Source organism: Burkholderiaceae bacterium, from assembly GCA_024235995.1.
Taxonomy (GTDB): domain Bacteria; phylum Pseudomonadota; class Gammaproteobacteria; order Burkholderiales; family Burkholderiaceae_C; genus Ottowia.
On sequence record JACKLI010000001.1, the window covers coordinates 1,971,361 to 1,990,578 of the forward strand.

Annotated in this window: 21 protein-coding genes; 13 read left to right on the top strand and 8 right to left on the bottom strand. The window is 70.6% G+C overall.

The genetic code is table 11. The features are described from left to right. Positions 1–66: 66 nt before the first annotated feature. From H6927_09495 to H6927_09525, 7 genes are all read right to left on the bottom strand, one after another. Entirely contained in the window at positions 67–444 is a 378-nt protein-coding gene (locus tag H6927_09495) for a winged helix-turn-helix transcriptional regulator (GenBank protein ID MCP5218331.1), read from the bottom strand. Between the two features lie 166 nt (positions 445–610). Beyond that, entirely contained in the window at positions 611–1,747 is a 1,137-nt protein-coding gene (locus H6927_09500; GenBank protein ID MCP5218332.1) for an ABC transporter substrate-binding protein, read from the bottom strand. Positions 1,748–1,799: 52 nt separating this feature from the next. After that, the gene (locus tag H6927_09505) at positions 1,800–2,213 is read right to left on the bottom strand and encodes an acyl-CoA thioesterase (protein ID MCP5218333.1); all 414 of its coding nucleotides are present in this window, start codon (positions 2,211–2,213) and stop codon (positions 1,800–1,802) included. 13 nt (positions 2,214–2,226) lie between these two features. Next, positions 2,227–3,012: an SDR family NAD(P)-dependent oxidoreductase gene (locus H6927_09510; GenBank protein ID MCP5218334.1), complete on the bottom strand. Its 786-nt coding sequence runs from the start codon at positions 3,010–3,012 to the stop codon at positions 2,227–2,229. A 72-nt stretch (positions 3,013–3,084) separates the two neighbouring features. Continuing rightward, positions 3,085–4,332 carry a thiolase family protein gene (locus H6927_09515; GenBank protein MCP5218335.1) on the bottom strand — a complete coding sequence of 416 codons (1,248 nt, stop codon included), beginning with the start codon at positions 4,330–4,332 and terminating at the stop codon, positions 3,085–3,087. 52 nt (positions 4,333–4,384) lie between these two features. Continuing rightward, entirely contained in the window at positions 4,385–6,277 is a 1,893-nt protein-coding gene (locus H6927_09520) for a feruloyl-CoA synthase (protein MCP5218336.1), read from the bottom strand. Positions 6,278–6,331: 54 nt separating this feature from the next. After that, positions 6,332–7,123, bottom strand: coding sequence for a crotonase/enoyl-CoA hydratase family protein (locus H6927_09525; protein MCP5218337.1), 792 nt, complete (start codon positions 7,121–7,123; stop codon positions 6,332–6,334). Positions 7,124–7,326: 203 nt separating this feature from the next. Here H6927_09525 and H6927_09530 point away from each other — a divergent pair, with 203 nt between their 5' ends. From H6927_09530 to H6927_09545, 4 genes are all read left to right on the top strand, one after another. Then, the gene (locus H6927_09530) at positions 7,327–8,289 is read left to right on the top strand and encodes a tripartite tricarboxylate transporter substrate binding protein (GenBank protein MCP5218338.1); all 963 of its coding nucleotides are present in this window, start codon (positions 7,327–7,329) and stop codon (positions 8,287–8,289) included. A gap of 132 nt (positions 8,290–8,421) precedes the next feature. Continuing rightward, positions 8,422–9,339, top strand: coding sequence for a fumarylacetoacetate hydrolase (locus H6927_09535; GenBank protein MCP5218339.1), 918 nt, complete (start codon positions 8,422–8,424; stop codon positions 9,337–9,339). 96 nt (positions 9,340–9,435) lie between these two features. Then, entirely contained in the window at positions 9,436–10,368 is a 933-nt protein-coding gene (locus H6927_09540) for an alpha/beta hydrolase (protein MCP5218340.1), read from the top strand. Continuing rightward, on the top strand, positions 10,361–10,798 hold the full coding sequence (locus tag H6927_09545; protein MCP5218341.1) for a GNAT family N-acetyltransferase: 438 nt from the start codon (positions 10,361–10,363) through the stop codon (positions 10,796–10,798). Before H6927_09540 ends, H6927_09545 begins: the two co-directional genes overlap by 8 nt. A gap of 3 nt (positions 10,799–10,801) precedes the next feature. Here the strand turns inward: H6927_09545 and H6927_09550 are convergent, their stop codons facing one another. Further along, on the bottom strand, positions 10,802–11,737 hold the full coding sequence (locus H6927_09550; protein MCP5218342.1) for a folate-binding protein YgfZ: 936 nt from the start codon (positions 11,735–11,737) through the stop codon (positions 10,802–10,804). Between H6927_09550 and mltG the strand changes: the two genes are divergently transcribed. From mltG to thrS, 9 genes are all read left to right on the top strand, one after another. Further along, on the top strand, positions 11,736–12,785 hold the full coding sequence (mltG, locus tag H6927_09555) for an endolytic transglycosylase MltG (GenBank protein MCP5218343.1): 1,050 nt from the start codon (positions 11,736–11,738) through the stop codon (positions 12,783–12,785). The genes H6927_09550 and mltG overlap by 2 nt on opposite strands. Next, positions 12,785–13,441 (top strand): dTMP kinase, encoded by a 657-nt coding sequence (locus tag H6927_09560; protein MCP5218344.1) that lies wholly within the window; start codon positions 12,785–12,787, stop codon positions 13,439–13,441. The genes mltG and H6927_09560 overlap by 1 nt, the downstream gene beginning before the upstream one ends. Continuing rightward, positions 13,438–14,439 (top strand): DNA polymerase III subunit delta', encoded by a 1,002-nt coding sequence (locus H6927_09565; protein ID MCP5218345.1) that lies wholly within the window; start codon positions 13,438–13,440, stop codon positions 14,437–14,439. Before H6927_09560 ends, H6927_09565 begins: the two co-directional genes overlap by 4 nt. A 24-nt stretch (positions 14,440–14,463) precedes the next feature. Then, on the top strand, positions 14,464–14,844 hold the full coding sequence (locus tag H6927_09570) for a PilZ domain-containing protein (GenBank protein MCP5218346.1): 381 nt from the start codon (positions 14,464–14,466) through the stop codon (positions 14,842–14,844). A gap of 38 nt (positions 14,845–14,882) precedes the next feature. Then, positions 14,883–15,689, top strand: coding sequence for a TatD family hydrolase (locus tag H6927_09575; GenBank protein MCP5218347.1), 807 nt, complete (start codon positions 14,883–14,885; stop codon positions 15,687–15,689). Further along, the gene (locus H6927_09580; GenBank protein ID MCP5218348.1) at positions 15,686–16,357 is read left to right on the top strand and encodes an ankyrin repeat domain-containing protein; all 672 of its coding nucleotides are present in this window, start codon (positions 15,686–15,688) and stop codon (positions 16,355–16,357) included. The genes H6927_09575 and H6927_09580 overlap by 4 nt, the downstream gene beginning before the upstream one ends. 63 nt (positions 16,358–16,420) lie before the next feature. Next, positions 16,421–16,633 carry an AbrB/MazE/SpoVT family DNA-binding domain-containing protein gene (locus tag H6927_09585; GenBank protein MCP5218349.1) on the top strand — a complete coding sequence of 71 codons (213 nt, stop codon included), beginning with the start codon at positions 16,421–16,423 and terminating at the stop codon, positions 16,631–16,633. Beyond that, on the top strand, positions 16,633–17,022 hold the full coding sequence (locus H6927_09590) for a type II toxin-antitoxin system VapC family toxin (protein ID MCP5218350.1): 390 nt from the start codon (positions 16,633–16,635) through the stop codon (positions 17,020–17,022). Before H6927_09585 ends, H6927_09590 begins: the two co-directional genes overlap by 1 nt. A gap of 263 nt (positions 17,023–17,285) precedes the next feature. Next, positions 17,286–19,193, top strand: a complete 1,908-nt coding sequence (gene thrS / locus H6927_09595) for a threonine--tRNA ligase (protein MCP5218351.1) — start codon at positions 17,286–17,288, stop codon at positions 19,191–19,193. Positions 19,194–19,218 lie beyond the last annotated feature (25 nt).

Here is a 19,218-nt window from a genome sequence, read left to right on the forward strand (position 1 = left end):
GGGTGACCAGGCGTGGGCTGGCCGCTACAAAATCCAGAATCCCGGAATTGGGACTGGGGTAATTACCTAGACGCCGTGAACCTTCTGCAGCAGGCGGATCAGGGTGCGCCGCTCGGCGGCGCTCAGGGCCGGCGTGGCCTCCAGTTCGAGCTGGGAGGCGGCGCTTTCGGCCTCGCGCATCAGGGCCTGGCCCTCGGCCGTCAGCAGCAGGCTTTGCGCCCGCCCGTCCAGGGGGTGGGGGTGGCGCTGCAGCAGGCCGCGGCGCTCCAGCGCGCCGATCTTGCCCACCAGGTTGGGCGGCAGCAGGTTGAGGGCATCGCACAGCTGACGCGAGGTGATGCCCGGGTTGTGGCGGATCAGCGACAGAATGGAAAAGTCGACCACCCGCAGGCCGAACTGCGCCATGCGCGGCACGAACAGGCCGATGATCTTCAGCGACGCCATGCGGGCGTTGAAGCCGACCAGCGACTGCAGGAAGCGTGCGTCCACCGCTTCGACGGCGGCGGGCGCGGGGGCTGGGGCGGGCTGGGGCGGGCTGAGGGTCACGTCGGCGTGCGGGTGTGGGCCGGGGAGGGTCCGATGTTCGCACACGCCCCGGCCCGCGCGGCCGTCACTCGACCTTGAACTGCCCGTCCACCACCTTCATCATCACGCCGGTGTCGTTGGTGTAGCCCCAGTGGTCCTGCGCGGTCCAGTTCAGCACGCCGTGCGCCAGCACGGTGCGGCCGATGTGCTCGAAGGCGTCGCGCAGCGCGGCGCGAAACTCGGGCGTGCCGGGCTTGGCGGTCTTCAGGGCCATCGGCACGGCCTTTTCCATCACGATGATCGAGTCGTAGGCGTGGCCGGCAAACTGGTTGCGCGAGCCGGGGCCGTAGGCCTTTTCATACTGCTGCACGAACTTGATGGCCTCCGGCTTGGACGGGTGCGAGTCGGGCAACTGCTCGGCCAGCACGGCGGGGCCGGAGACGACGTAGGTGCCCTCGACCGCCTTGCCGCCCACGCGCATCAGATCGCGCGTGGCGGCGGCGTGGGTCTGGTAGACCTTGCCCTTGTAGCCGCGCTCGCGCAGCGCCATCTCGGGCATGGCCGCGCCGCTGCCCGAGGCCACGACCAGGATCGCGTCGGGGTTGGCCGACACCAGCTTGAGCGCCTGGCCGGTGACGCTGGTGTCGGCGCGGGCAAAGCGCTCGACCGGGCCGAACTTGATGCCCGCCTTCTCGGCCATGGGCTTGAAGTCGGTCAGCCAGGTCTCGCCGTAGGCGTCGCTGTAGCCCAGGAAGCCCACCGACTTGACGCCCTGCTTCTTCATGTGCTCCAGCACCGCGTGGCCCATCACGGCGTTGGACTGCGGCATGCGGAACACCCAGTGGTCCTTGCCGGCGGGCAGGGCCACGGGCGACCACGACAGCTGCGGGGTTTGCGATTCGGCCGCCACCTGGGCGATGGCGGCCGCCACCGGCGTGGCCACCGAGCCCATGATGATGTCCACCTTGTCCTGCGTGACGAAGCGCTTGGCGGCCGTCACGCCCTGGGTCGGGTCGGTGGCGTCGTCCATCACCATCACGTTGAGCTTCTCGCCCGCGATTTCCTTGGGCCACAGCTTGACCTGGTTGCCCGCCGGAATGCCCAGCCCCGAGGCCGGGCCGGTCAGCGGCGCGATCACGCCGATGGTGATGTCGGCCAGCGCCGCGCCGCTGGCGGCGAGGGCGGTGGCGGCCACGAGGGCCTTGAGTGCAGGGGTCTTCATGGTGCGTGTCTCCTGGTTGGCGCGTTGAAAAGCGATGGGACGCGAGGCGCCTTCAGGCGCACCGCTCCTTGATGAAGTCGGGCACGGGGATCGCCTGCAGGCGCCCGCCCTCGGGGTGGATGCAGAAGGCGCGTGTCTCGCGGCCCTCGCACAGCAGCGTGTCGCCCTTCATCACCGCGTGCTTTTGCACGAAGGTCTTGGCGGCCCAGCTTTCGATGCGGGTGTGCACCTGCAGCACGTCGCCGTAGGTGGCGGGGCGCAGGAACTTGGTGTGGATCTCCAGCAGGGGCGTGCCGATGATGCCGTGCGAGGCCTTCAGCTCGCGCCAGGGCGGCACGCCGCACTGCAGGAAGAAGTCCAGCGACGAGGCGTCCATCCACTTGCTGAAGTTGGGAAAGAACACGATGCCAGCGGGGTCGCAGTCGCCGAACATCACCTTGACTTCGTACGTCGTGGTCTTGCTCATGATGGGTTGGCTTTCAGCGCGGGGCCATGCGCAGCGCGCCGTCCAGGCGGATGACCTCGCCGTTGAGGTGGCCGTTGCTGACGATGTGGCAGGCCAGCTCGGCAAACTCCTCGGGCTTGCCCAGGCGCTGCGGAAACGGGATGCTGGCGGCCAGCGAGGCCTGCACCGGCTCGGGCAGGGTGCGCATCAGCGGGGTGGCGAACAGGCCCGGCGCGATGGTGCACACCCGGATGCCGTGCTGCGCCAGGTCGCGCGCCATCGGCAGCGTCATGCCGACCACGCCGCCCTTGCTGGCGCTGTAGGCCTGCTGGCCGACCTGGCCGTCGAAGGCGGCCACGCTGGCGGTGAACATCATGGCGCCGCGCTCGCCGTCCTCCATCGGGTCGAGGCGTGCACAGGCGGCGGCGAACAGGCGCGCGGCGTTGTAGGTGCCGATCAGGTTGACGTGGACCACCTTGACGAAGTCTTCCAGCGGCGCGGCGCTGCCGTCCTTGCCGATCACGCGCCTGGCGGCGCCGATGCCGGCGATCTGCATCAGGATGCGCGCCGGGCCGTGGGCGGCGGCCGCCTGGGCGATGGCGGCCTGCATGCCCTCGGCGCTGGTGACGTCGGCTTGAATCGCCACGGCGCAGCCCTTGCCGTATTGCGCGCCGATGTCGGCCGCCACCCTCCGGGCGTTGTCGAGGTTGACGTCCAGCACCGCCACCTTGGCGCCCAGGCGCGCCAGCTCGCGCGCCGTGGCCTCGCCCAGCCCCGAGCCCGCGCCGGTGACGAGAGCGGCTTGTCCCTGGATCTTCATGCTGTGCTCCTTACTATCGAATGAATAGCTGATTTGGCTTGATTGATGCGGGCTGGTGGCCGATATAGATCATCAAACCGCCGGGTTCTCCAGCAGCAGCGCCATGCCCTGGCCGCCGCCGATGCAGGCCGAGCCGATGCCGTATCGGACGCCCGCGCGCCGCATCTCGCGTGCCACGGTGATCGTCAGGCGCACGCCGGTGGCGGCCAGCGGGTGGCCCAGCGCGATGGCGCCGCCGTTGACGTTCAGGCGCTCCAGGTCCAGCCCCAGCTCCCGGGCCACGGCCAGGGTCTGCGCGCCCTGCGCCTCGTTGATCTCGATGCGGCCGATGTCGGCCAGCGCCAGGCCGGTGCGCTCCAGCAGCAGGCGGATGGCCGGCGCCGGGCCGATGCCCATGATCTCCGGCGGCACGCCGACGGCCGCCGCGCCGACGATGCGCGCCAGCGGCTGCTTGCCGCTGGCCTTGGCATACGCGCCCGACGCCACCACGGCGGCCGCCGCCGCATCCACCAGGGCCGACGAGTTGCCGCCGGTCTGCACGCCGCCTTCGAACACCGGCCGCAGTTTGGCCAGCACCTCCACGGGCGAGGGGCGCGGGTGCGTGTCCTGCGCCACCTCGGTGGCTTTGCCCTGCAGCCGAATGCCGCGCGGCTTGTAGCCTTCGAGCTCGAACTTTTGGCTCACCACCGGCACGATCTCGCCGGCCAGAAAGCCGCTTTCCTGCGCCGCCAGGGCGCGGGCGAAGGAGCGGGCGGCAAAGGCATCGACCTGCTCGCGCGTGATGCCGTACTTTTGGGCCAGGTTCTCGGCCGTCTGGATCATGTTGATGCCCGCCGCCGGGTCCTTCAGCGCCTCCCACATGTAGTCCTTGAAGCCCACCGGGGCGCCCAGCTTGAAGCCGGTGCGGTGCTCGAACGCGGCGATCGGGTTGCGCGTCATGCTCTCGGTGCCCACCACCAGCGCCGCCTCGCAGGCGCCGCCCTGCACGTGCTCGCCGGCCTGGCGAAACAGCTCGAAGCCGGTGCCGCAGATGCGCTGCGCCATGATGGCCGGCACCTCCACCGGCACGCCGGCGTACAGGCCGATGTGGCGTGGCAAAAAGAACTGGTCGAAGTCGCCCGGCGCCATGTTGCCGCACACCACCGAGCCGATGTCGCCGGCCGCCACGCCCGCGCGCCGGAGCGCTTCGCGCGCCGCCTTGATGCCCAGGTCGGTCGGCGAGACATGGCCCAGCGCGCCGCAGTAGTCGACCATGGGCGTGCGCACGCCGTCCAGCATCCAGACGTCGTGGAAGGCGGTGAAGAATCCTCGAGTGCTCATGCGGATGTCCTGGCTGTGTTGGCTGGGGGAAGGCTGGGATGGGGCGGCGCAGCTACGCCACCCCCGGCTTGATGACGTCGAATCCGGGCGTCTCGTCGTACAGCGCCTGGACCAGCGCGTCGCGTTCCTTGAGCACCGCGCGCTGGTTGATCGAGCCCTTGTCGGTCACTTCGCCCTTGTCGATGGAGGGCGGCTCGGCCAGCAGCATCAGGCGCGCCACGCGGTTGGCGCTGCCGGTGGCGGTGAGCGACAGGTCGGTCACCAGGCTCTGGAACCGGGCGCGCACGGCGGGGTGGCGCAGCACCTCGGCCAGCGGCGCGTCGGCCGGCAGCCCGGCCAGGCTGCGCACCGCCGGGGTGGGAAACACCAGCGCGCCCACCTCGTGCCGGTTCAGGCCCGTGAGCACCACGTCCTGGATGTAGGGGGCGCCGCCGGCGGTCACGCGCGCGCGCAGCGGCCCCACGCTGACGAAGGTGCCGGTGGCCAGCTTGAAGTCCTCGGCGATGCGGCCGTCGAAGCGCAGGCCGCGGTGCGGGTCGGCGGGGTCGATCCAGGCCACGGCGTCGCCGGTGCGGAAGAACCCCTCGTCGTCGAAGGCCTCGGCCGTGGCCTCGGGCGCGCGCCAGTAGCCGGGCGTGATGTTGGGGCCGCGGTAGCGCAGCTCCAGCTTGCCGTCGACGGGCACCAGCTTGCATTCCATGCCCGGCGTGGGCAGGCCCAGGTCGCCCGCCCGGATGTCGGGGCTGGTGGGAAACAGGCCGTAGGGCGAGGACTCGGTCATGCCGAAGCCGCAGGTCATCACCACGCGCTCGCCCAGCTCGCGCTCGGCGCTCTCGAACAGCGACTCCCACACCGGCTGGGCCAGCGACGCGCCGGCGTAGAAGAACATCTTCACGCGCGAGAGGAAGTTGCGGCGCAGCGCGTCGTCGGTCTTCATGGCGCTGGCGATGGCGTCAAACCCGGTCGGCACGTTGAAGTACAGCGTGGGCGCGATCTCGCGCAGGTTGCGCAGCGTCTCGCCCACCAGCGCCGGCGTGGGCCGGCCTTCGTCGATGTAGAGCGTGCCGCCGTTGGCCAGCACCATGCCCACGTTGTGGTTGCCGCCGAAGGTGTGGTTCCAGGGCAGCCAGTCGACCAGGACGGGCTTTTCGTCCTGCAGCACGGGCATGGACTGGCGCATCTGCTGCTGGTTGGCGCACCACATGCGGTGGGTGTTGATGACGGCCTTGGGCAGCTTGGTCGAGCCGCTGGTGAACAAAAATTTGAGGATGCTGTCGGGGCCGGTGGCGGCCTGCGCCGCGTCCACGGCGGGCGTGGGCGCGGTGGCCAGCAGCGCGGCCAGCGGCGTACTGGCGCGACCCTGCAGCGCGGTGGCGCCGGGGTTGCGCGAGAGCACGACTTCGGCGTCCGCCGGCGCGGTGGCGGCGATGGCCTTGCCGTAGCGCGCGCCGTCGTCGGCCCAGATCAGGCCGGGCGTGAGGGTCTGGATGACGTGGCGCAGCTTGCCGAAGTCCTGGCTGATGAGCGAGTAGGCGGGCGAGGCCGGGCACCAGGGCACGCCCGCCCACAGGCAGCCCAGCGCCAGCAGCGCGTGCTCCAGGCCGTTCTCGCTCAGGATCAGCACCGGCCGCTCGGCCGAAAGGCCGCGCTCCAGCAGCGCCTGGCCGATGCGGCGCGCGCCATCCAGCGCCTGGGCGTAGCTCAGGTGGCGCCAGTCGCCCAGGCTGGCGTCGGGCAGGCGCTGGCGCTGGGCCATGAAGCTGGCGTCGGGCGTGGTGCGCGCCCAGTGCGCCAGGCTGTCGGACATGCGCGTGCCGAAGGGCTGCAGGGCCTGGTCGGCGCTGAGGTATTGCGTGCCGCCCGCGCCGCCTTGCGTCAGCGCGCGGGTGACGCCGAAGCGCAGCGCGCGGTAGCGGGGCGGGGCGGCGGTGGCCTGCGCGGTCATGGGGTGTCTCCGTAGTCCTGAATTGATAGCTGGCGGCGCATGCCGTGCCTGGGTTCAGCCCTTCTTGACCTTGGTGCCCGCCTTGCCGGCCAGAAAGTCGCGCACGCGCTGCTTGGCTTCGGGCGCCGACTGGGCGATGGCCGCCATCAGCGCCTCGGTCATCAGGCCGTGGTCGGCCGGCTGCTCGGCGATGCGGGGCAGCGCGTGCATCAGCGCGTAGTTGGTCAGCGGCGCGTTGCCGGCGATGCGCTCGGCCAGCTCCAGCGCCTTGTCGAAGGCGGTGCCGGCCGGCACCAGGTACTGGGCAAAACCGAGGCGCTCGCCGTCCTCGGCGTTGTAGACGCGGCCGGTGAACATCATGTCGGTCATGCGCGCCACGCCGATCAGCTTGGGGATGCGCACCGAGCCGCCGCCGCCCACGAAGATGCCGCGCGAGCCCTCGGGCAGGGCGTAGAAGGTGCTGGCATCGGCCACGCGGATGTGGGCGCTGGCGGCCAGCTCCAGCCCGCCGCCCACCACCGCGCCGTGCAGGGCGGCCACCACCGGCACCGGGCCGTACTGGATGGCGTCCAGCGCCACGTGCCAGCCGCGCGAGTGGTGCAGGCCGGCGCCGGCGTCGCGCTCTTTCAGCTCCGACAGGTCCAGCCCGGCGCAAAAATGCTCGCCGTCACCGGCCAGCACGGCGGCGCGCACGGTGTCCGGCAGGTTCTGGAAGGCGTCGCGCAGCTCGGCCACCAGGCCGTCCGACAGCGCATTGCGCTTGGCGCCGCGCGCCAGGCGCACGATGGCGATCTGCCGGCTGGCGCCGGCGAAGCTGACGGAAAGGTCTTTGGGCTTGCTCTGCATCCGTGTTCTCCAAGGCGTTTATTATTTATGTTGAATAATTAAATTCAAGCACCTGAGGCATTATTTTTCCTGGTGAAAACCCTGATTCGAGCCCATCCATGACAGGCACGCCGCGCCACGGTCCGTGGCGCGCCGATAGACTGCTCGACAACCGCAACCCGCGCCGATCCAGGCCGACCCTGAACCTTCCGGAGCCCCCATCCATGCAACGCCGTGACTTCCTTTCCCTGGCCGCCGCCGCCGTCCCGCTGGGCGCGGCGCAGGCGGCGGGCTTTCCCGCCAAGCCGATCCGCATCGTCGTGCCCAACGCGCCAGGCGGCGCGGCCGACATCACGGCGCGCGCCGTGGGCGAGCACATGGCGCGCACCCTGGGCCAGGCGGTGATCGTCGACAACAAGCCCGGCGCCGGCGGCGTGGTCGCCGGCCAGGCGGTGGCCGCGGCCGCGCCCGACGGCTACACGCTGCTGCTGATCTCCAGCGGCACCGCCGTCAGCCAGGCCCTGTTCAAGTCGCTGCCCTACGACACGCTCAAGGCCTTCGCGCCCGTGGCGCCGCTGGCCACGTTCGACCTGGTCATCGTCGGCAAGGCGGGCGGCCCCTTCAAGACGCTGGGCGAGCTGATCGACTACGGGCGCAAGAACCCCGGCAAGCTGAACATCGGCACGCCCAACATCGGCACCACGCAGAACCTGGCGGCCGAGCTGTTCAAGAGCGCCGCCGGGCTGGACCTGCAGGTGGTGCCCTTCAAGGGCACGCCCGACGTGGTGGCCGCCATCCGCGGCGACCAGATCCAGGCCGGGCTGGACATCCTCAGCCCGCTGCTGACGCAGATCCAGGGCCACGTGCTGCAGCCGTTGGCGGTGACCGGCGCCAGGCGCTCGCGCCTGCTGCCCGACGTGCCGACCGCGCAGGAGGCGGGCGTCAAGGGCCTGAACGCCGCGTCCTGGAACGGCCTGGCGGTGCCCGCGGGCACGCCGGCCGCCGTGATCGAGCGGCTGAACCAGGCGGTGAACGCCGCGCTGAAGGACGCCGACGTGCGCGCCAAGCTGGAGGGGCTCAACCTCGACCCGCACCCCGGCTCGCCCAAGGACGCGCAGGCCATGCTGGCCGGCGACATCCAGCGCTGGGGCGAGGTGATCGCCAAGGCCAAAATCCAGCGCATGTGATTTTTCAAGCCCCATCGGCCTGCGGCCCGCATCCATCATGCGCAAGCTGCTATCGAATGAGGTGCATGGCAGCGGCGCCAGGGCTTGCGCTAGGATCGAAGTCCCATCACCACAACACCCGAGGAGACCTTCATGCACGCATCACCCCGCCCCCTGGTTCGAGGCCTCGCCGTGCTGGCCGCGGCGGCCCTGCTGGCCGCCTGCGCCAGCGCGCCGCCGCAGGCGCCCATCGTGCAGACCGCCGGTTGCCTGAGCGACGCGCAGGTCGACACCTGGCTGGCGGACTACAACGCCCGCAAGCCGGCGATGAACCCACCGGAGACCATGACCATGCCCGACGCCGCCTGCACCCGGGCCAAGCTGCAGCAACGCCTGGCCGCGCAGGCCGGCCCGCTGGTGGGCTACAAGGCGGGCCTGACCAACCCCGCGGTGCAGAAAAAGTTCAACACCGACCAGCCGGTGTGGGGCGCGCTGTACCTGAGCATGCTGCTGGACAGCGGCGCCACGGTGAGCGCGGCCTTCGGCGCGCGCCCGCTGTACGAGGCCGACCTGCTGGTGCGCGTGAAGGACGCGGGCATCAACGCCGCCAGGACCCCGGCCGAGGTGCTGCGGCACGTCGACCAGATCGTGCCCTTCATCGAGCTGCCCGACCTGATGGTGCAGGCCCCGCCCAAACTCAACGGCGTGGGCGTGAGCGCCATCAACGTCGGCGCGCGCCTGGGCGTGCGCGGCCCCGGCCTGCCGGTGCCGGCCGATGCCGCCGGCCAGGCCAAGCTGCTTGCCGAGCTGCGCGACATGAACGTCAGCCTGACCGACGCCCAGGGCGCCAGGCTGGGCGGCGGCAAGGGCAGCGACGTGCTGGAGCATCCGCTCAACGCCGTGGTGTGGCTGGCCGGCGCGCTGAAGCAGGAAGGGCTGGCCATGCAGCCGGGGCAGCTCATCAGCCTGGGCTCGTTCTCGGCCCTGCTGCCGCCCAAGCCGGGGCTGAAGGCCACCGTCCACTACGACGGCGTGCCGGGGCTGCAGCCGGTGACCGTCACGTTCCACTGATGGCTATCGGTTGAATAGCACAAGGCGCTTGGTTGACGCGGGCTGGCGCCCCATTCATTCATGAAAACCCGAGGACCTGCCCCGCTCACCCCCGCCATGCGCCTGCTGCTCGAGCGCATGGCGCGCGCGCCGTACCCGCCGCTGCACACGCTCAGCGCGCAGGCGGCCCGGCAGGCCTACGAAAAATCCGCCGGCGTGCTGGAGGTGCCCAAGCCCACGCTGGCGCGCGTGCAGGAGCTGGCCATCCCCGCGCGCGACGGCACCGCGCTGCGCGCCCGCCTGCTGGCCCCATCCGCCGCGCCGGGGCTGCCGGTGCTGCTGTACCTGCACGGCGGGGGCTTCACCATCGGCAGCATCGACACGCACGACACCCTGTGCCGCGTGCTGGCGGCGCAAAGCGGCGCGGCCGTGCTGGCGCTGGACTATCGGCTGGCGCCCGAGCACCGCTTTCCCACCGCCGTGCACGACGCCTGGGACGCCCTGCAATGGCTGGTGGGCGAGGGCGCGCGCACGCTGGGGCTGGACGCGGCGCGCATCGCCGTCGGCGGCGACTCGGCCGGCGGCACGCTGGCGGCCGTGAGCAGCATCCAGGCGCGCGATGCCGGCCTGCCGCTGGCGCTGCAGCTGCTGGTCTATCCCGGTACCACGGCGCACCAGGACACGCCCTCGCACGCCGCCCACGCCGACGACCCGATGCTCGACCGGCTGCAGATCGACTGGTTCTTTGCCCAGTACATCGACCCGGCGCAGCGCGCGGACTGGCGCTTTGCCCCCCTGCTGGCCGACGACGTGGACGGCGTCGCACCCGCCTGGCTGGGCCTAGCCGAGTGCGACCCGCTGGTCGACGAAGGCGTGATGTACGCCGACCGGCTGCGCGCGGCCGGCGTGCCGGTCGGCCTGGAAATCTACCGCGGCGTGGTGCACGGCTTCGTGCAGATGGGCCGCGCGCTGCCCGAGGCGCGGCGCTTTCACCATGACGCGGCGCAGGCGCTGCGCGAAGCCTTGAAACCGGAAATCCACCATGACTGAAGCAACCGTTGGCGACTGGGCCACGCTGGGCGAAGCGGCGCGCGCCGTGCGCACCGCCGTCTTCATCGAGGAGCAGGGCATTGCCCGCGCCGACGAATGGGACGCCGCCGATGCCCAGGTGCTGCACGCCGTGGTGCGCAACCCCCTGGGCCAGCCCGTGGCCACCGGCCGCCTGCTGCAGGACGCGCCGGGCGTGGGCCGCATCGGCCGCATGGCGGTGCTGCGCCCGCTGCGCGGCACGGGGCTGGGAGCGGCCGTCATCGCCGCGCTGGAGCAGGCCGCCCGCGCCCGCGGCGACCGCGAAGTGCGCCTGAACGCGCAGCGCAGCGCCGAGGGCTTCTATCGGCGGCTGGGGTATGAGCCGGTGGGCGAGCCGTTCGACGAGGTCGGCATCGAGCACGTCGCCATGCGCAAGGCGCTGGGCGCCTGAACCTCAGATCTCGATCAGCGGGTAGGGCTGGTGCAGGCCCGTCAGGGCCGGTCCGTCGGCGGCGCCGACACGCAGGCCGGCGGCCTGCGTCGCCGCCAGCTGGATCGACGCGATCACCGCCATGCCGCCCTGCGGCGCGGGCGCGGCCTGGGCGATCAAGCCCACCGGCTGGCCCGGCTCGTCCAGCGCAAAAACATCCTGCCCGGCCTGCGCCGCGCCATCGACCCAGCCCACGTAGGCGCGCCGCTTGACCGCGCCGCGGAACTGGCTGCGCGCCACCACCTCCTGGCCGGGGTAGCAGCCCTTCTTGAAGCTGACGCCATCGACCGACTCGTAGTTGAGCATCTGCGGCACGAAGGCCTCGGCCACCGGCGCGGTGAGCGTGGCCACGCCGCTGCGCACGGCGGCCCAGTCCCACCGCTCGGCGGGCAGGGCGGGGCCGGCGGGCGGCGGTCTGCCGGCGGGGCCGATCCACAGCGCGCGGGCCACGCCGTCGCTGGGCGGCAGCGGGGCCACGAATGCAGAATTGTTTGGGCCTGCGGCGCTTGTCTGGTAGGCGTCAGCAGCTATCGAAATTGAAGCATCGCCGATCAAGCCGTGCACCGCCAGCGCGTCCGACGCATCGCCCAATGCCACCTTGGCGCGCAGCACGAACATCGACAATTTTTTCAGCGTCGGCGCCAGCAGGTCGCGGCTGCAGACCAGCCAGAACGCGTCGGGCGCGCACCGGCAGACGACGAAGCTGGCCAGCATGCGGCCCTTGGCGTTGCAATACGCCGCCAGGCGCGCCTGGCCGACGGGCATGGCCTGGACGTCCTGCGTCAACTGGCCCTGCAGGAAGTCGGCCGCCTGCTCGCCCTGGGCGCGGATCACGCCCAGATGGGGCAGGGCGGCGATGCCGGACAGGGCGGCGGCGGATGCGGACACGGGGACAGACATGAGGGTGAATTATCATGGCCGCCCCTGTTTTTTTCCTGCCGTGTTGACTCGCCTCCTGCGCCGCCTCCTGCTGTTGCTGCTCGTCGCCGCCGCCGTCGCGGCCGGCGCGCTGGGCTGGTGGGTGACGCAGCCGCTGGCCCTGAGCGGCGACACCGTCGAGGTGCGCGTGCCGGCCGGCGCCTCGCTGCGCACGGCGGCGCGCCAGGCCGCCCGCGCCGGAGTGCGGGCGCCGGCCGACCTGCTCTACGCCTATTTCCGCTGGAAGGTGGAGCCGCAGCAGACCATCAAGCCGGGCGACTACGAGGTCACGCGCGGCATGACCGCCGGCGACCTGCTGGACAAGCTGGTGCGCGGCGACCGCATCATGCTGCCCGTCACCCTGGTCGAGGGCTGGACCTTCAAGCAGGTGCGCCAGGCGCTGGCCCAGGCCGAGCACCTCGCGCACGACACGGCGGCGATGACGCCGGCCGAGATCATGGGCGCTTTGGGCCGTCCCGGCGTGGCGCCCGAGGGGCGCTTCTTCCCGGACACCTACCTGTACGCCAAGGATTCCGGCGAGCTGGCCGTGCTGCGCGAGGCCCTGCAGTTGATGGACAAGCGCCTGGCGGCGGCCTGGGACGCGCGCGCGCCGGGCCTGCCGCTGAAGTCGCCCGACGAGGCGCTGGTGCTGGCCAGCCTGGTCGAGAAGGAAACCGGCCAGGCGGCCGACCGGCCCGAGATCGCCGGCGTGTTCATCAACCGCCTGCGTATCGGCATGCGCCTGCAGACCGACCCCAGCGTGATCTACGGCCTGGGCGACGCCTTCGACGGCAACCTGCGCCGGCGCGACCTGACGGCCGACACGCCCTTCAACACCTACACCCGCGCCGGCCTGCCGCCCACGCCGATCGCCATGCCGGGCAAGGCCTCGCTGATGGCCGCCGTGCAGCCGGCCGACACCAAGGCTCTGTACTTCGTCGCGCGCGGCGACGGCTCCAGCCACTTCAGCCCCACGCTGGACGAGCACAATCGGGCGGTCAACAAGTACCAGCGCGGAGGGGGCAACTGATGGCGGGCACGGGCCTGTTCTTGACATTCGAGGGCATCGACGGGGCTGGCAAATCGACCCACATCCAGGCTCTGGCCGATGCCTTTCGCGCCGCCGGCCGCGCCGTGGTGCTCACGCGCGAGCCCGGCGGCACGCCGCTGGCCGAAAAAATCCGCCAACTGGCCCTGCACGACGCCATGGACGCGCTGACCGAGGCCCTGCTGATGTTCGCCGCCCGGCGCGACCACGTTCGCCAGGTCATCGTGCCGGCGCTGGCGCGCGGCGCGGTGGTGCTGTGCGACCGCTTCACCGACGCCACCTTCGCCTACCAGGGCGGCGGGCGCGGCTTCGACTGGGATTCGCTCTTGATTCTGGAGCGCCTTGCGCAGACTCTGAGCGGGCCAGAGGCCGATTCGATTCAAAAAACCGTGCTGCAGCCGGATTTGACCCTGTGGTTCGACCTGCCGCCCGCCGTGGCCGCCCGGCGCCTGGCTGCGGCGCGCGAGCCCGACCGCTTCGAGGCCCAGCCCACCGCCTTCTTCGAGGCCGTGCGCGCCGGCTACGCCCGGCGTGCGCGGGAGGACGCCGCGCGCTTTGCCCGCATCGACGCCGACCAGCCCCTGGCCGCCGTCGGCCAGGCCGTGCATGCGGCCGTGCAGGCCCGGGGGTGGTTGTGAGCGAGGCCCTGGCCCCCTGGACCGCGCGCCAGCTGCAGGCCCTGCTGGCGCAGCGCGGCCACGCCTGGCTGCTGCAGGGGCCCTCGGGCCTGGGCCAGTTCGAGCTGGCCCTCGCCATGGTGCGGGCCTGGCTGTGTGATCAGCCCACGCCGCAAGGCGCCTGCGGCCATTGCCCCAGCTGCCACGGCATCGACGTGCACGCCCACCCCGACCTGGTGGTGCTGATGCCCGAGACCGAGATGCTGGCGCGCGGCTGGCCGCTGCCCGAGCGGGCGCAGGCCGAGATCGACGACAAGAAGCGCAAGCCCAGCCGCGACATCCGGGTCGACGCCATGCGCGAGGCGATCGAATTTGCCCAGCGCACCAGCGGGCGCGGGCGCGGCAAGGCGCTGCTGATCTACCCGGCCGAGCGCATGAACGCGGTCACCGCCAACGCCCTGCTCAAGACGCTGGAAGAGCCCCCGGGCGACGCCCGCTTCGTGCTGGCCAGCGACGCCGCGCACCTGCTGCTGCCCACCATCCGCAGCCGCTGCCAGGCCCACACCCTGGCCTGGCCCGCCGAGGCCGAAGCCCTGGCCTGGCTGGCAGGGCAGGGCGTGGCCGCTGCGGCCGCCCCTGGCCTGCTGCGCGCCGCTGGCGGTCGGCCGGCCGCCGCGCTGGCCCTGGCGGGCGAGGCTGACGGCGCCCGCGCCTGGGCCGAGCTGCCGCAGGCCCTGAGCCGGGGCGACGCCAGCGCCCTGGCCGGCCTGCCCGTGCCGGAGGCCGTGGCGCGCCTGCAAAAGCTGTGCCACGACCTGCTGGCGCGGCAGGTGGGCGCGCCGCCGCGCTTTTTCGACGCCGCCGACCTGCCCGCGCGCGCGCTGTCGCCGGCGGCGCTCACGCGCTGGTGGAAGCAGCTGGCCGAGTCTGCGCGCAGCGCCGAGCATCCGCTGAACCCCGGTTTGGTGACGGAATTCCTGGCCAATGCCGCGCGTCAGGCCCTAAACTCCAGGCCCTGAAGGCTTTTCCGCCTCCGGCAACCCATGTCCACCTCGTCCTCCACGCCAAGCGCCATCCCGCAGGTCGCCCGGCCCAGCGTCATCCAGCTGGCCATCAAGGAAAAGGCAGCCCTGCACGCCGCCTACATCCCCGCCTTCAGCGAGGGCGGCATCTTCGTGCCCAGCGCGCGCGAACACCGCCTGGGCGACGAGATCTACGTGCTGCTGACCCTGCTGGACGACCCGCAGCGCTACCCGGTGGCGGGCAAGGTGGCCTGGATCACGCCCGCGCGCGCCCCGGGCCACCGCACCCAGGGCGTGGGCATCCGCTTTCCCAAGGACGAGAAGTCCGAGCAGCTCAAGGCCAAGATCGAGCAGCTGCTGGGCGCCTCGCTCGGTTCCGATCGGTCGACGCAGACGTTCTGAGACGTTCCGGGCTCGGTGGCGGTACCATCGCGGGCCGCATGTTCACCGATTCCCACTGCCACCTCACTTTCCCTGAACTCGCGGCCGACTGGCCCGCCATCCGCGCGGCCATGGCCGCCGCCCAGGTCACGCGCGCGCTGTGCATCAGCACCACCATGGAGGAGTTTCCCCAGGTGCAGGCGCTGGCCGCGCAGCACGACAACCTGTGGGCCACGGTGGGCGTGCACCCCGACAGCGAGGACGTGCACGAGCCCGGCGTGGCCGAGCTGGTGGCGGCCGCGGCCCAGCCCAAGGTGGTGGCCATCGGCGAGACGGGCCTGGACTACTACCAGATGGACGAGCGCAAGGGCGGCCGCGGCGTGGCCGATCTGGACTGGCAGCGCGCGCGCTTTCGCACCCACATCCGGGCGGCGCGCCAAGCGCGGCTGCCGCTGGTCATCCACACCCGCGCCGCCTCCGCCGACACCCTGGCCATCCTGGACGAGGAGGGCGAGGACGGCCGCGCGGGCAGCGCCGGCGGCGTGTTCCACTGCTTCACCGAAAGCGCCGAGGTGGCGCGCGCCGCACTGCAGCGGGGCTTCTACATCTCGTTTTCAGGCATCGTCACCTTCAAGAGCGCGCGCGAGCTGCAGGCCGTGGCCGCCTGGGTGCCCGAGGACCGGCTGCTGATCGAGACCGACTCGCCCTACCTGGCGCCGGTGCCCTTTCGCGGCAAGACCAACACCCCCGCGCTGGTGCCCCACGTGGCCGCGCGCCTGGCCGAGCTGCGCGGTGTGAGCGTGCAGCGCATCGCCCAGGTCACCAGCGACAACTTCACGCGGCTGTTTGCTCGGGTGGCGGCATGAAACGCGCGGCCTTCCTCAAGACCTTTAGCCTGCTGCTGGGCCTGGGCGCGCTGGCGCCGGCCTGGGCCTACGACAGCGGCGACTTCTTTCGCGCCATCCTGCAGGACAACGACGGCGCCATGCGCCGCATCCTGGAGGACGGGTTCGACCCCAACACCAAGAACGAAAAAGGCGTGCCCGGCCTGTACCTGGCGCTGCAGGAGGACTCGATGAAGGTCGCCCGCCTGCTCGTGGCCTCGCGCCGCACCCGGGGCGAGCAGCGCAACGCCAAGGACGAGAGCGTGCTGATGATGGCCGCCTACAAGGGCGATCTGGACATCGCGCGCGCGCTGATCGACAAGGATGCCGACGTCAACAAGCCGGGCTGGACGCCGCTGCACTACGCCGCCACCAAGGGCCACCTGAGGATGATGGACCTGCTGCTGGAGCACTACGCCTTCATCGACGCCCAGGCGCCCAACGGCAACACGCCGCTGATGATGGCCGCCTTCTACAGCACGCCCGAAGCCGTCAAGCTGCTGATCGAAGCGGGCGCCGACCTGAACCTGCGCAACAGCGCCGGCAAGGCGGCGCTGGACCTGGCGCAGATGAGCAACCACCGCAATTCGGCCGATCTGATCATTGAGGCGCTGCGCCGCGCCCAGGGCGTGCCGCGCGGCCAGTGGTGAGGCATGAGGGCGGAAGATCGAATATTCTTGCCATATGTTGGTCGATGAGCATCGAGTAAGAACATGACTTTCACCGCCACGCTGTCGAGCAAGTTCCAGATCTCCATTCCCAAGGCCGTGCGCGAAGAGCAGCACTGGCAGGCCGGGCAGGAGTTCGTGTTCATCCCCAAGGGCAAGGGCGTGCTCGTCATGCCCTTGCCTGAGCTGAGCCAATTGGCCGGCATCGCCAAGGATGCCCGCAAGGACGGTTATCGCGACCGCAAGGACCGCTACTGATGGCACCGCCCCTGCGGGTCGTCGATACCTCGGCCTGGATCGAGTGGCTCGTTGGCAGCGCACTGGGTCGCAGGCTGGGCCGGGAGATTCCCGACAAGCCGCAGTGCATCGTGCCCACCATCGTGCAGTTGGAGCTGTCCAAGTGGCTGGTGCGCGAAGTGGGTGAAGAGCGGGCGGACCAGGTGATCGCCTACACGCAAAAATGCGTGGTCGTGCCGCTGGACACGGCCATCGCCTTGCTGGCCGCCGACCTGCACCGAGAGCACAAGCTGGCCACCGCCGATGCCATCGTGTATGCCACGGCTCTCCACCACCGCGCCGAGCTGCTGACTTGCGACGCTCACTTCGAGCGCCTACCGGGGGTGGTGTTCTTTGCAAAGAGCGAATAGGAGCCCCATGCCGAGACCTTGGCAGCTTCAGCGTAAAATCTGAGCCTTCGGGTGCCCTGGGCACCGCACCAGCACAAGAGCGAGAAAGGCAGCGACGGGTTATGACACCGCGAACTTACCGGGCCACCTCCATGGTTTGAGACCGTTCGTCCCCGCGGCCTGGCTTGCACGGCCAGCCCCCTGCATCGAAAGCGCGGTCCGGACCGCGCTTTTTTGTTGACTTTCCGGCTCTGCGCCCAGAGCCCCATTGACGGAGCATTCACATGGTTCAAATCACGCTGGCCGACGGCTCGAAACGCGACTTCGAGGGTCCCGTCACGGTGGCCGAGGTGGCCCAGTCCATCAGCCCCGGCCTGGCCAAGGCGGCCCTGGGCGGCAAGCTGGGTGGCAAGCTGGTGGACACCAGCCACGCGATCACGGCCGACACGTCGCTCACCATCGTCACGGCGCGCGACGCCGAGGGGCTGGAGATGATCCGCCACTCCACCGCCCACCTGCTGGCCTACGCCGTCAAGGAGCTGTTTCCGGACGCGCAGGTCACCATCGGCCCGGTGATCGAGAACGGCTTTTACTACGACTTCAGCTACAAGCGCCCCTTCACGCCCGAGGACCTGGCCGCCATCGAGAAGAAGATGGGCGAGCTGGCCGCCAAGGACGAGCCGGTGGTGCGCCGCGTGCTACCGCGCGACGAGGCCGTGGCCTACTTCAAGGGCCTGGGCGAGCACTACAAGGCCGAGATCATCGCCAGCATCCCCAGCAATGAGGACGTGAGCCTGTACCGCGAGGGTGCGTTCGAGGACCTGTGCCGCGGCCCGCACGTGCCCAGCACCGGCAAGCTCAAGTATTTCAAGCTGATGAAGGTGGCCGGCGCCTACTGGCGGGGCGACCACCGCAACGAGATGCTGCAGCGCATCTACGGCACGGCCTGGGCCAGCAAGGACGAGCTGGCGCAGTACCTGCACATGCTCGAAGAGGCCGAAAAGCGCGACCACCGCAAGCTGGGCCGCGAGCTGGACTTGTTCCACATCGACGAGCACTCGCCCGGCACCGTGTTCTGGCACGCCAAGGGCTGGGCGCTGTGGCAGGAGGTGGAGCAGTACATGCGCCGCGTGTACCGCGACAACGGCTACCAGGAGGTCAAGGGCCCGCAGCTGCTGGACAAGTCGCTGTGGGAGAAGACCGGCCACTGGGACAAGTACCGCGAGAACATGTTCACCACCGAGAGCGAAAAGCGCGACTACGCGCTCAAGCCGATGAACTGCCCGGGCCACATCCTGATCTTCAAGCAGGGCGTCAAGAGCTACCGCGACCTGCCGCTGCGCTACGGCGAGTTCGGCGCCTGCCACCGCAACGAGCCCACGGGCGGCCTGCACGGCATCATGCGCGTGCGCGCCTTCACGCAGGACGACGGCCACATCTTCTGCACCGAGGACCAGATCCTGGCCGAGTGCACCGCCTACACCACGCTTTTGCAAAAGGTGTATGCCGACTTCGGCTTCACCGACATCATCTACAAGGTGGCCACCCGGCCCGAGCAGCGCATCGGCGCGGACGCGGTGTGGGACAAGGCCGAGCACGCGCTGATCGAGAGCCTGAAGGCCTCGGGCTGCGCGTTCGAGATCGCGCCGGGCGATGGCGCCTTCTACGGCCCCAAGATCGAATACACGCTCAAGGACGCCATCGGACGCCAGTGGCAGTGCGGCACCATGCAGGTCGATTTCTCGATGGCCGCACGGCTGGAGGCCGAATACGTGGGCGAGGACGGCGCGCGCCACACCCCCGTCATGCTTCACCGCGCCATCGTCGGCAGCCTGGAGCGCTTCATCGGCATCCTGATCGAGCAGCACGCCGGCGCGCTGCCGGTGTGGCTGGCGCCGGTGCAGGTGATGGTCAGCGGCATCACCGACGCGCAGGCCGATTACGTCAAGCATGTGGCGAAAACGCTGCGCGATCAAGGGCTTAGGGTGGAGACGGACCTGCGCAACGAGAAAATTACCTATAAAATACGCGAGCATTCGTTGCAAAAGCTGCCCTACATCCTGGTCGTGGGCGACAAGGAAAAGGCCGCTGGCGCCGTCGCAGTGCGTGGGCGGGGTAATCTGGACCTCGGCGTGGAGCCGCTCGAAGCGTTTGCCAAACGCATCGCGCAGGACATCTCCTCTAAAGCCTGATTTTCATCAAAATTGTGCTTTAGTC

Coding starts and splice junctions, on each gene's coding strand:
- H6927_09495 (MCP5218331.1), bottom strand. CDS start 444: ATGGCGTCGCTGAAGATCATCGGCCTGTTCGTGCCGCGCATGGCGCAG.
- H6927_09500 (MCP5218332.1), bottom strand. CDS start 1,747: ATGAAGACCCCTGCACTCAAGGCCCTCGTGGCCGCCACCGCCCTCGCC.
- H6927_09505 (MCP5218333.1), bottom strand. CDS start 2,213: ATGAGCAAGACCACGACGTACGAAGTCAAGGTGATGTTCGGCGACTGC.
- H6927_09510 (MCP5218334.1), bottom strand. CDS start 3,012: ATGAAGATCCAGGGACAAGCCGCTCTCGTCACCGGCGCGGGCTCGGGG.
- H6927_09515 (MCP5218335.1), bottom strand. CDS start 4,332: ATGAGCACTCGAGGATTCTTCACCGCCTTCCACGACGTCTGGATGCTG.
- H6927_09520 (MCP5218336.1), bottom strand. CDS start 6,277: ATGACCGCGCAGGCCACCGCCGCCCCGCCCCGCTACCGCGCGCTGCGC.
- H6927_09525 (MCP5218337.1), bottom strand. CDS start 7,123: ATGCAGAGCAAGCCCAAAGACCTTTCCGTCAGCTTCGCCGGCGCCAGC.
- H6927_09530 (MCP5218338.1), top strand. CDS start 7,327: ATGCAACGCCGTGACTTCCTTTCCCTGGCCGCCGCCGCCGTCCCGCTG.
- H6927_09535 (MCP5218339.1), top strand. CDS start 8,422: ATGCACGCATCACCCCGCCCCCTGGTTCGAGGCCTCGCCGTGCTGGCC.
- H6927_09540 (MCP5218340.1), top strand. CDS start 9,436: ATGCGCCTGCTGCTCGAGCGCATGGCGCGCGCGCCGTACCCGCCGCTG.
- H6927_09545 (MCP5218341.1), top strand. CDS start 10,361: ATGACTGAAGCAACCGTTGGCGACTGGGCCACGCTGGGCGAAGCGGCG.
- mltG (MCP5218343.1), top strand. CDS start 11,736: ATGAGGGTGAATTATCATGGCCGCCCCTGTTTTTTTCCTGCCGTGTTG.
- H6927_09550 (MCP5218342.1), bottom strand. CDS start 11,737: ATGTCTGTCCCCGTGTCCGCATCCGCCGCCGCCCTGTCCGGCATCGCC.
- H6927_09560 (MCP5218344.1), top strand. CDS start 12,785: ATGGCGGGCACGGGCCTGTTCTTGACATTCGAGGGCATCGACGGGGCT.
- H6927_09570 (MCP5218346.1), top strand. CDS start 14,464: ATGTCCACCTCGTCCTCCACGCCAAGCGCCATCCCGCAGGTCGCCCGG.
- H6927_09575 (MCP5218347.1), top strand. CDS start 14,883: ATGTTCACCGATTCCCACTGCCACCTCACTTTCCCTGAACTCGCGGCC.
- H6927_09580 (MCP5218348.1), top strand. CDS start 15,686: ATGAAACGCGCGGCCTTCCTCAAGACCTTTAGCCTGCTGCTGGGCCTG.
- H6927_09585 (MCP5218349.1), top strand. CDS start 16,421: ATGACTTTCACCGCCACGCTGTCGAGCAAGTTCCAGATCTCCATTCCC.
- H6927_09590 (MCP5218350.1), top strand. CDS start 16,633: ATGGCACCGCCCCTGCGGGTCGTCGATACCTCGGCCTGGATCGAGTGG.
- thrS (MCP5218351.1), top strand. CDS start 17,286: ATGGTTCAAATCACGCTGGCCGACGGCTCGAAACGCGACTTCGAGGGT.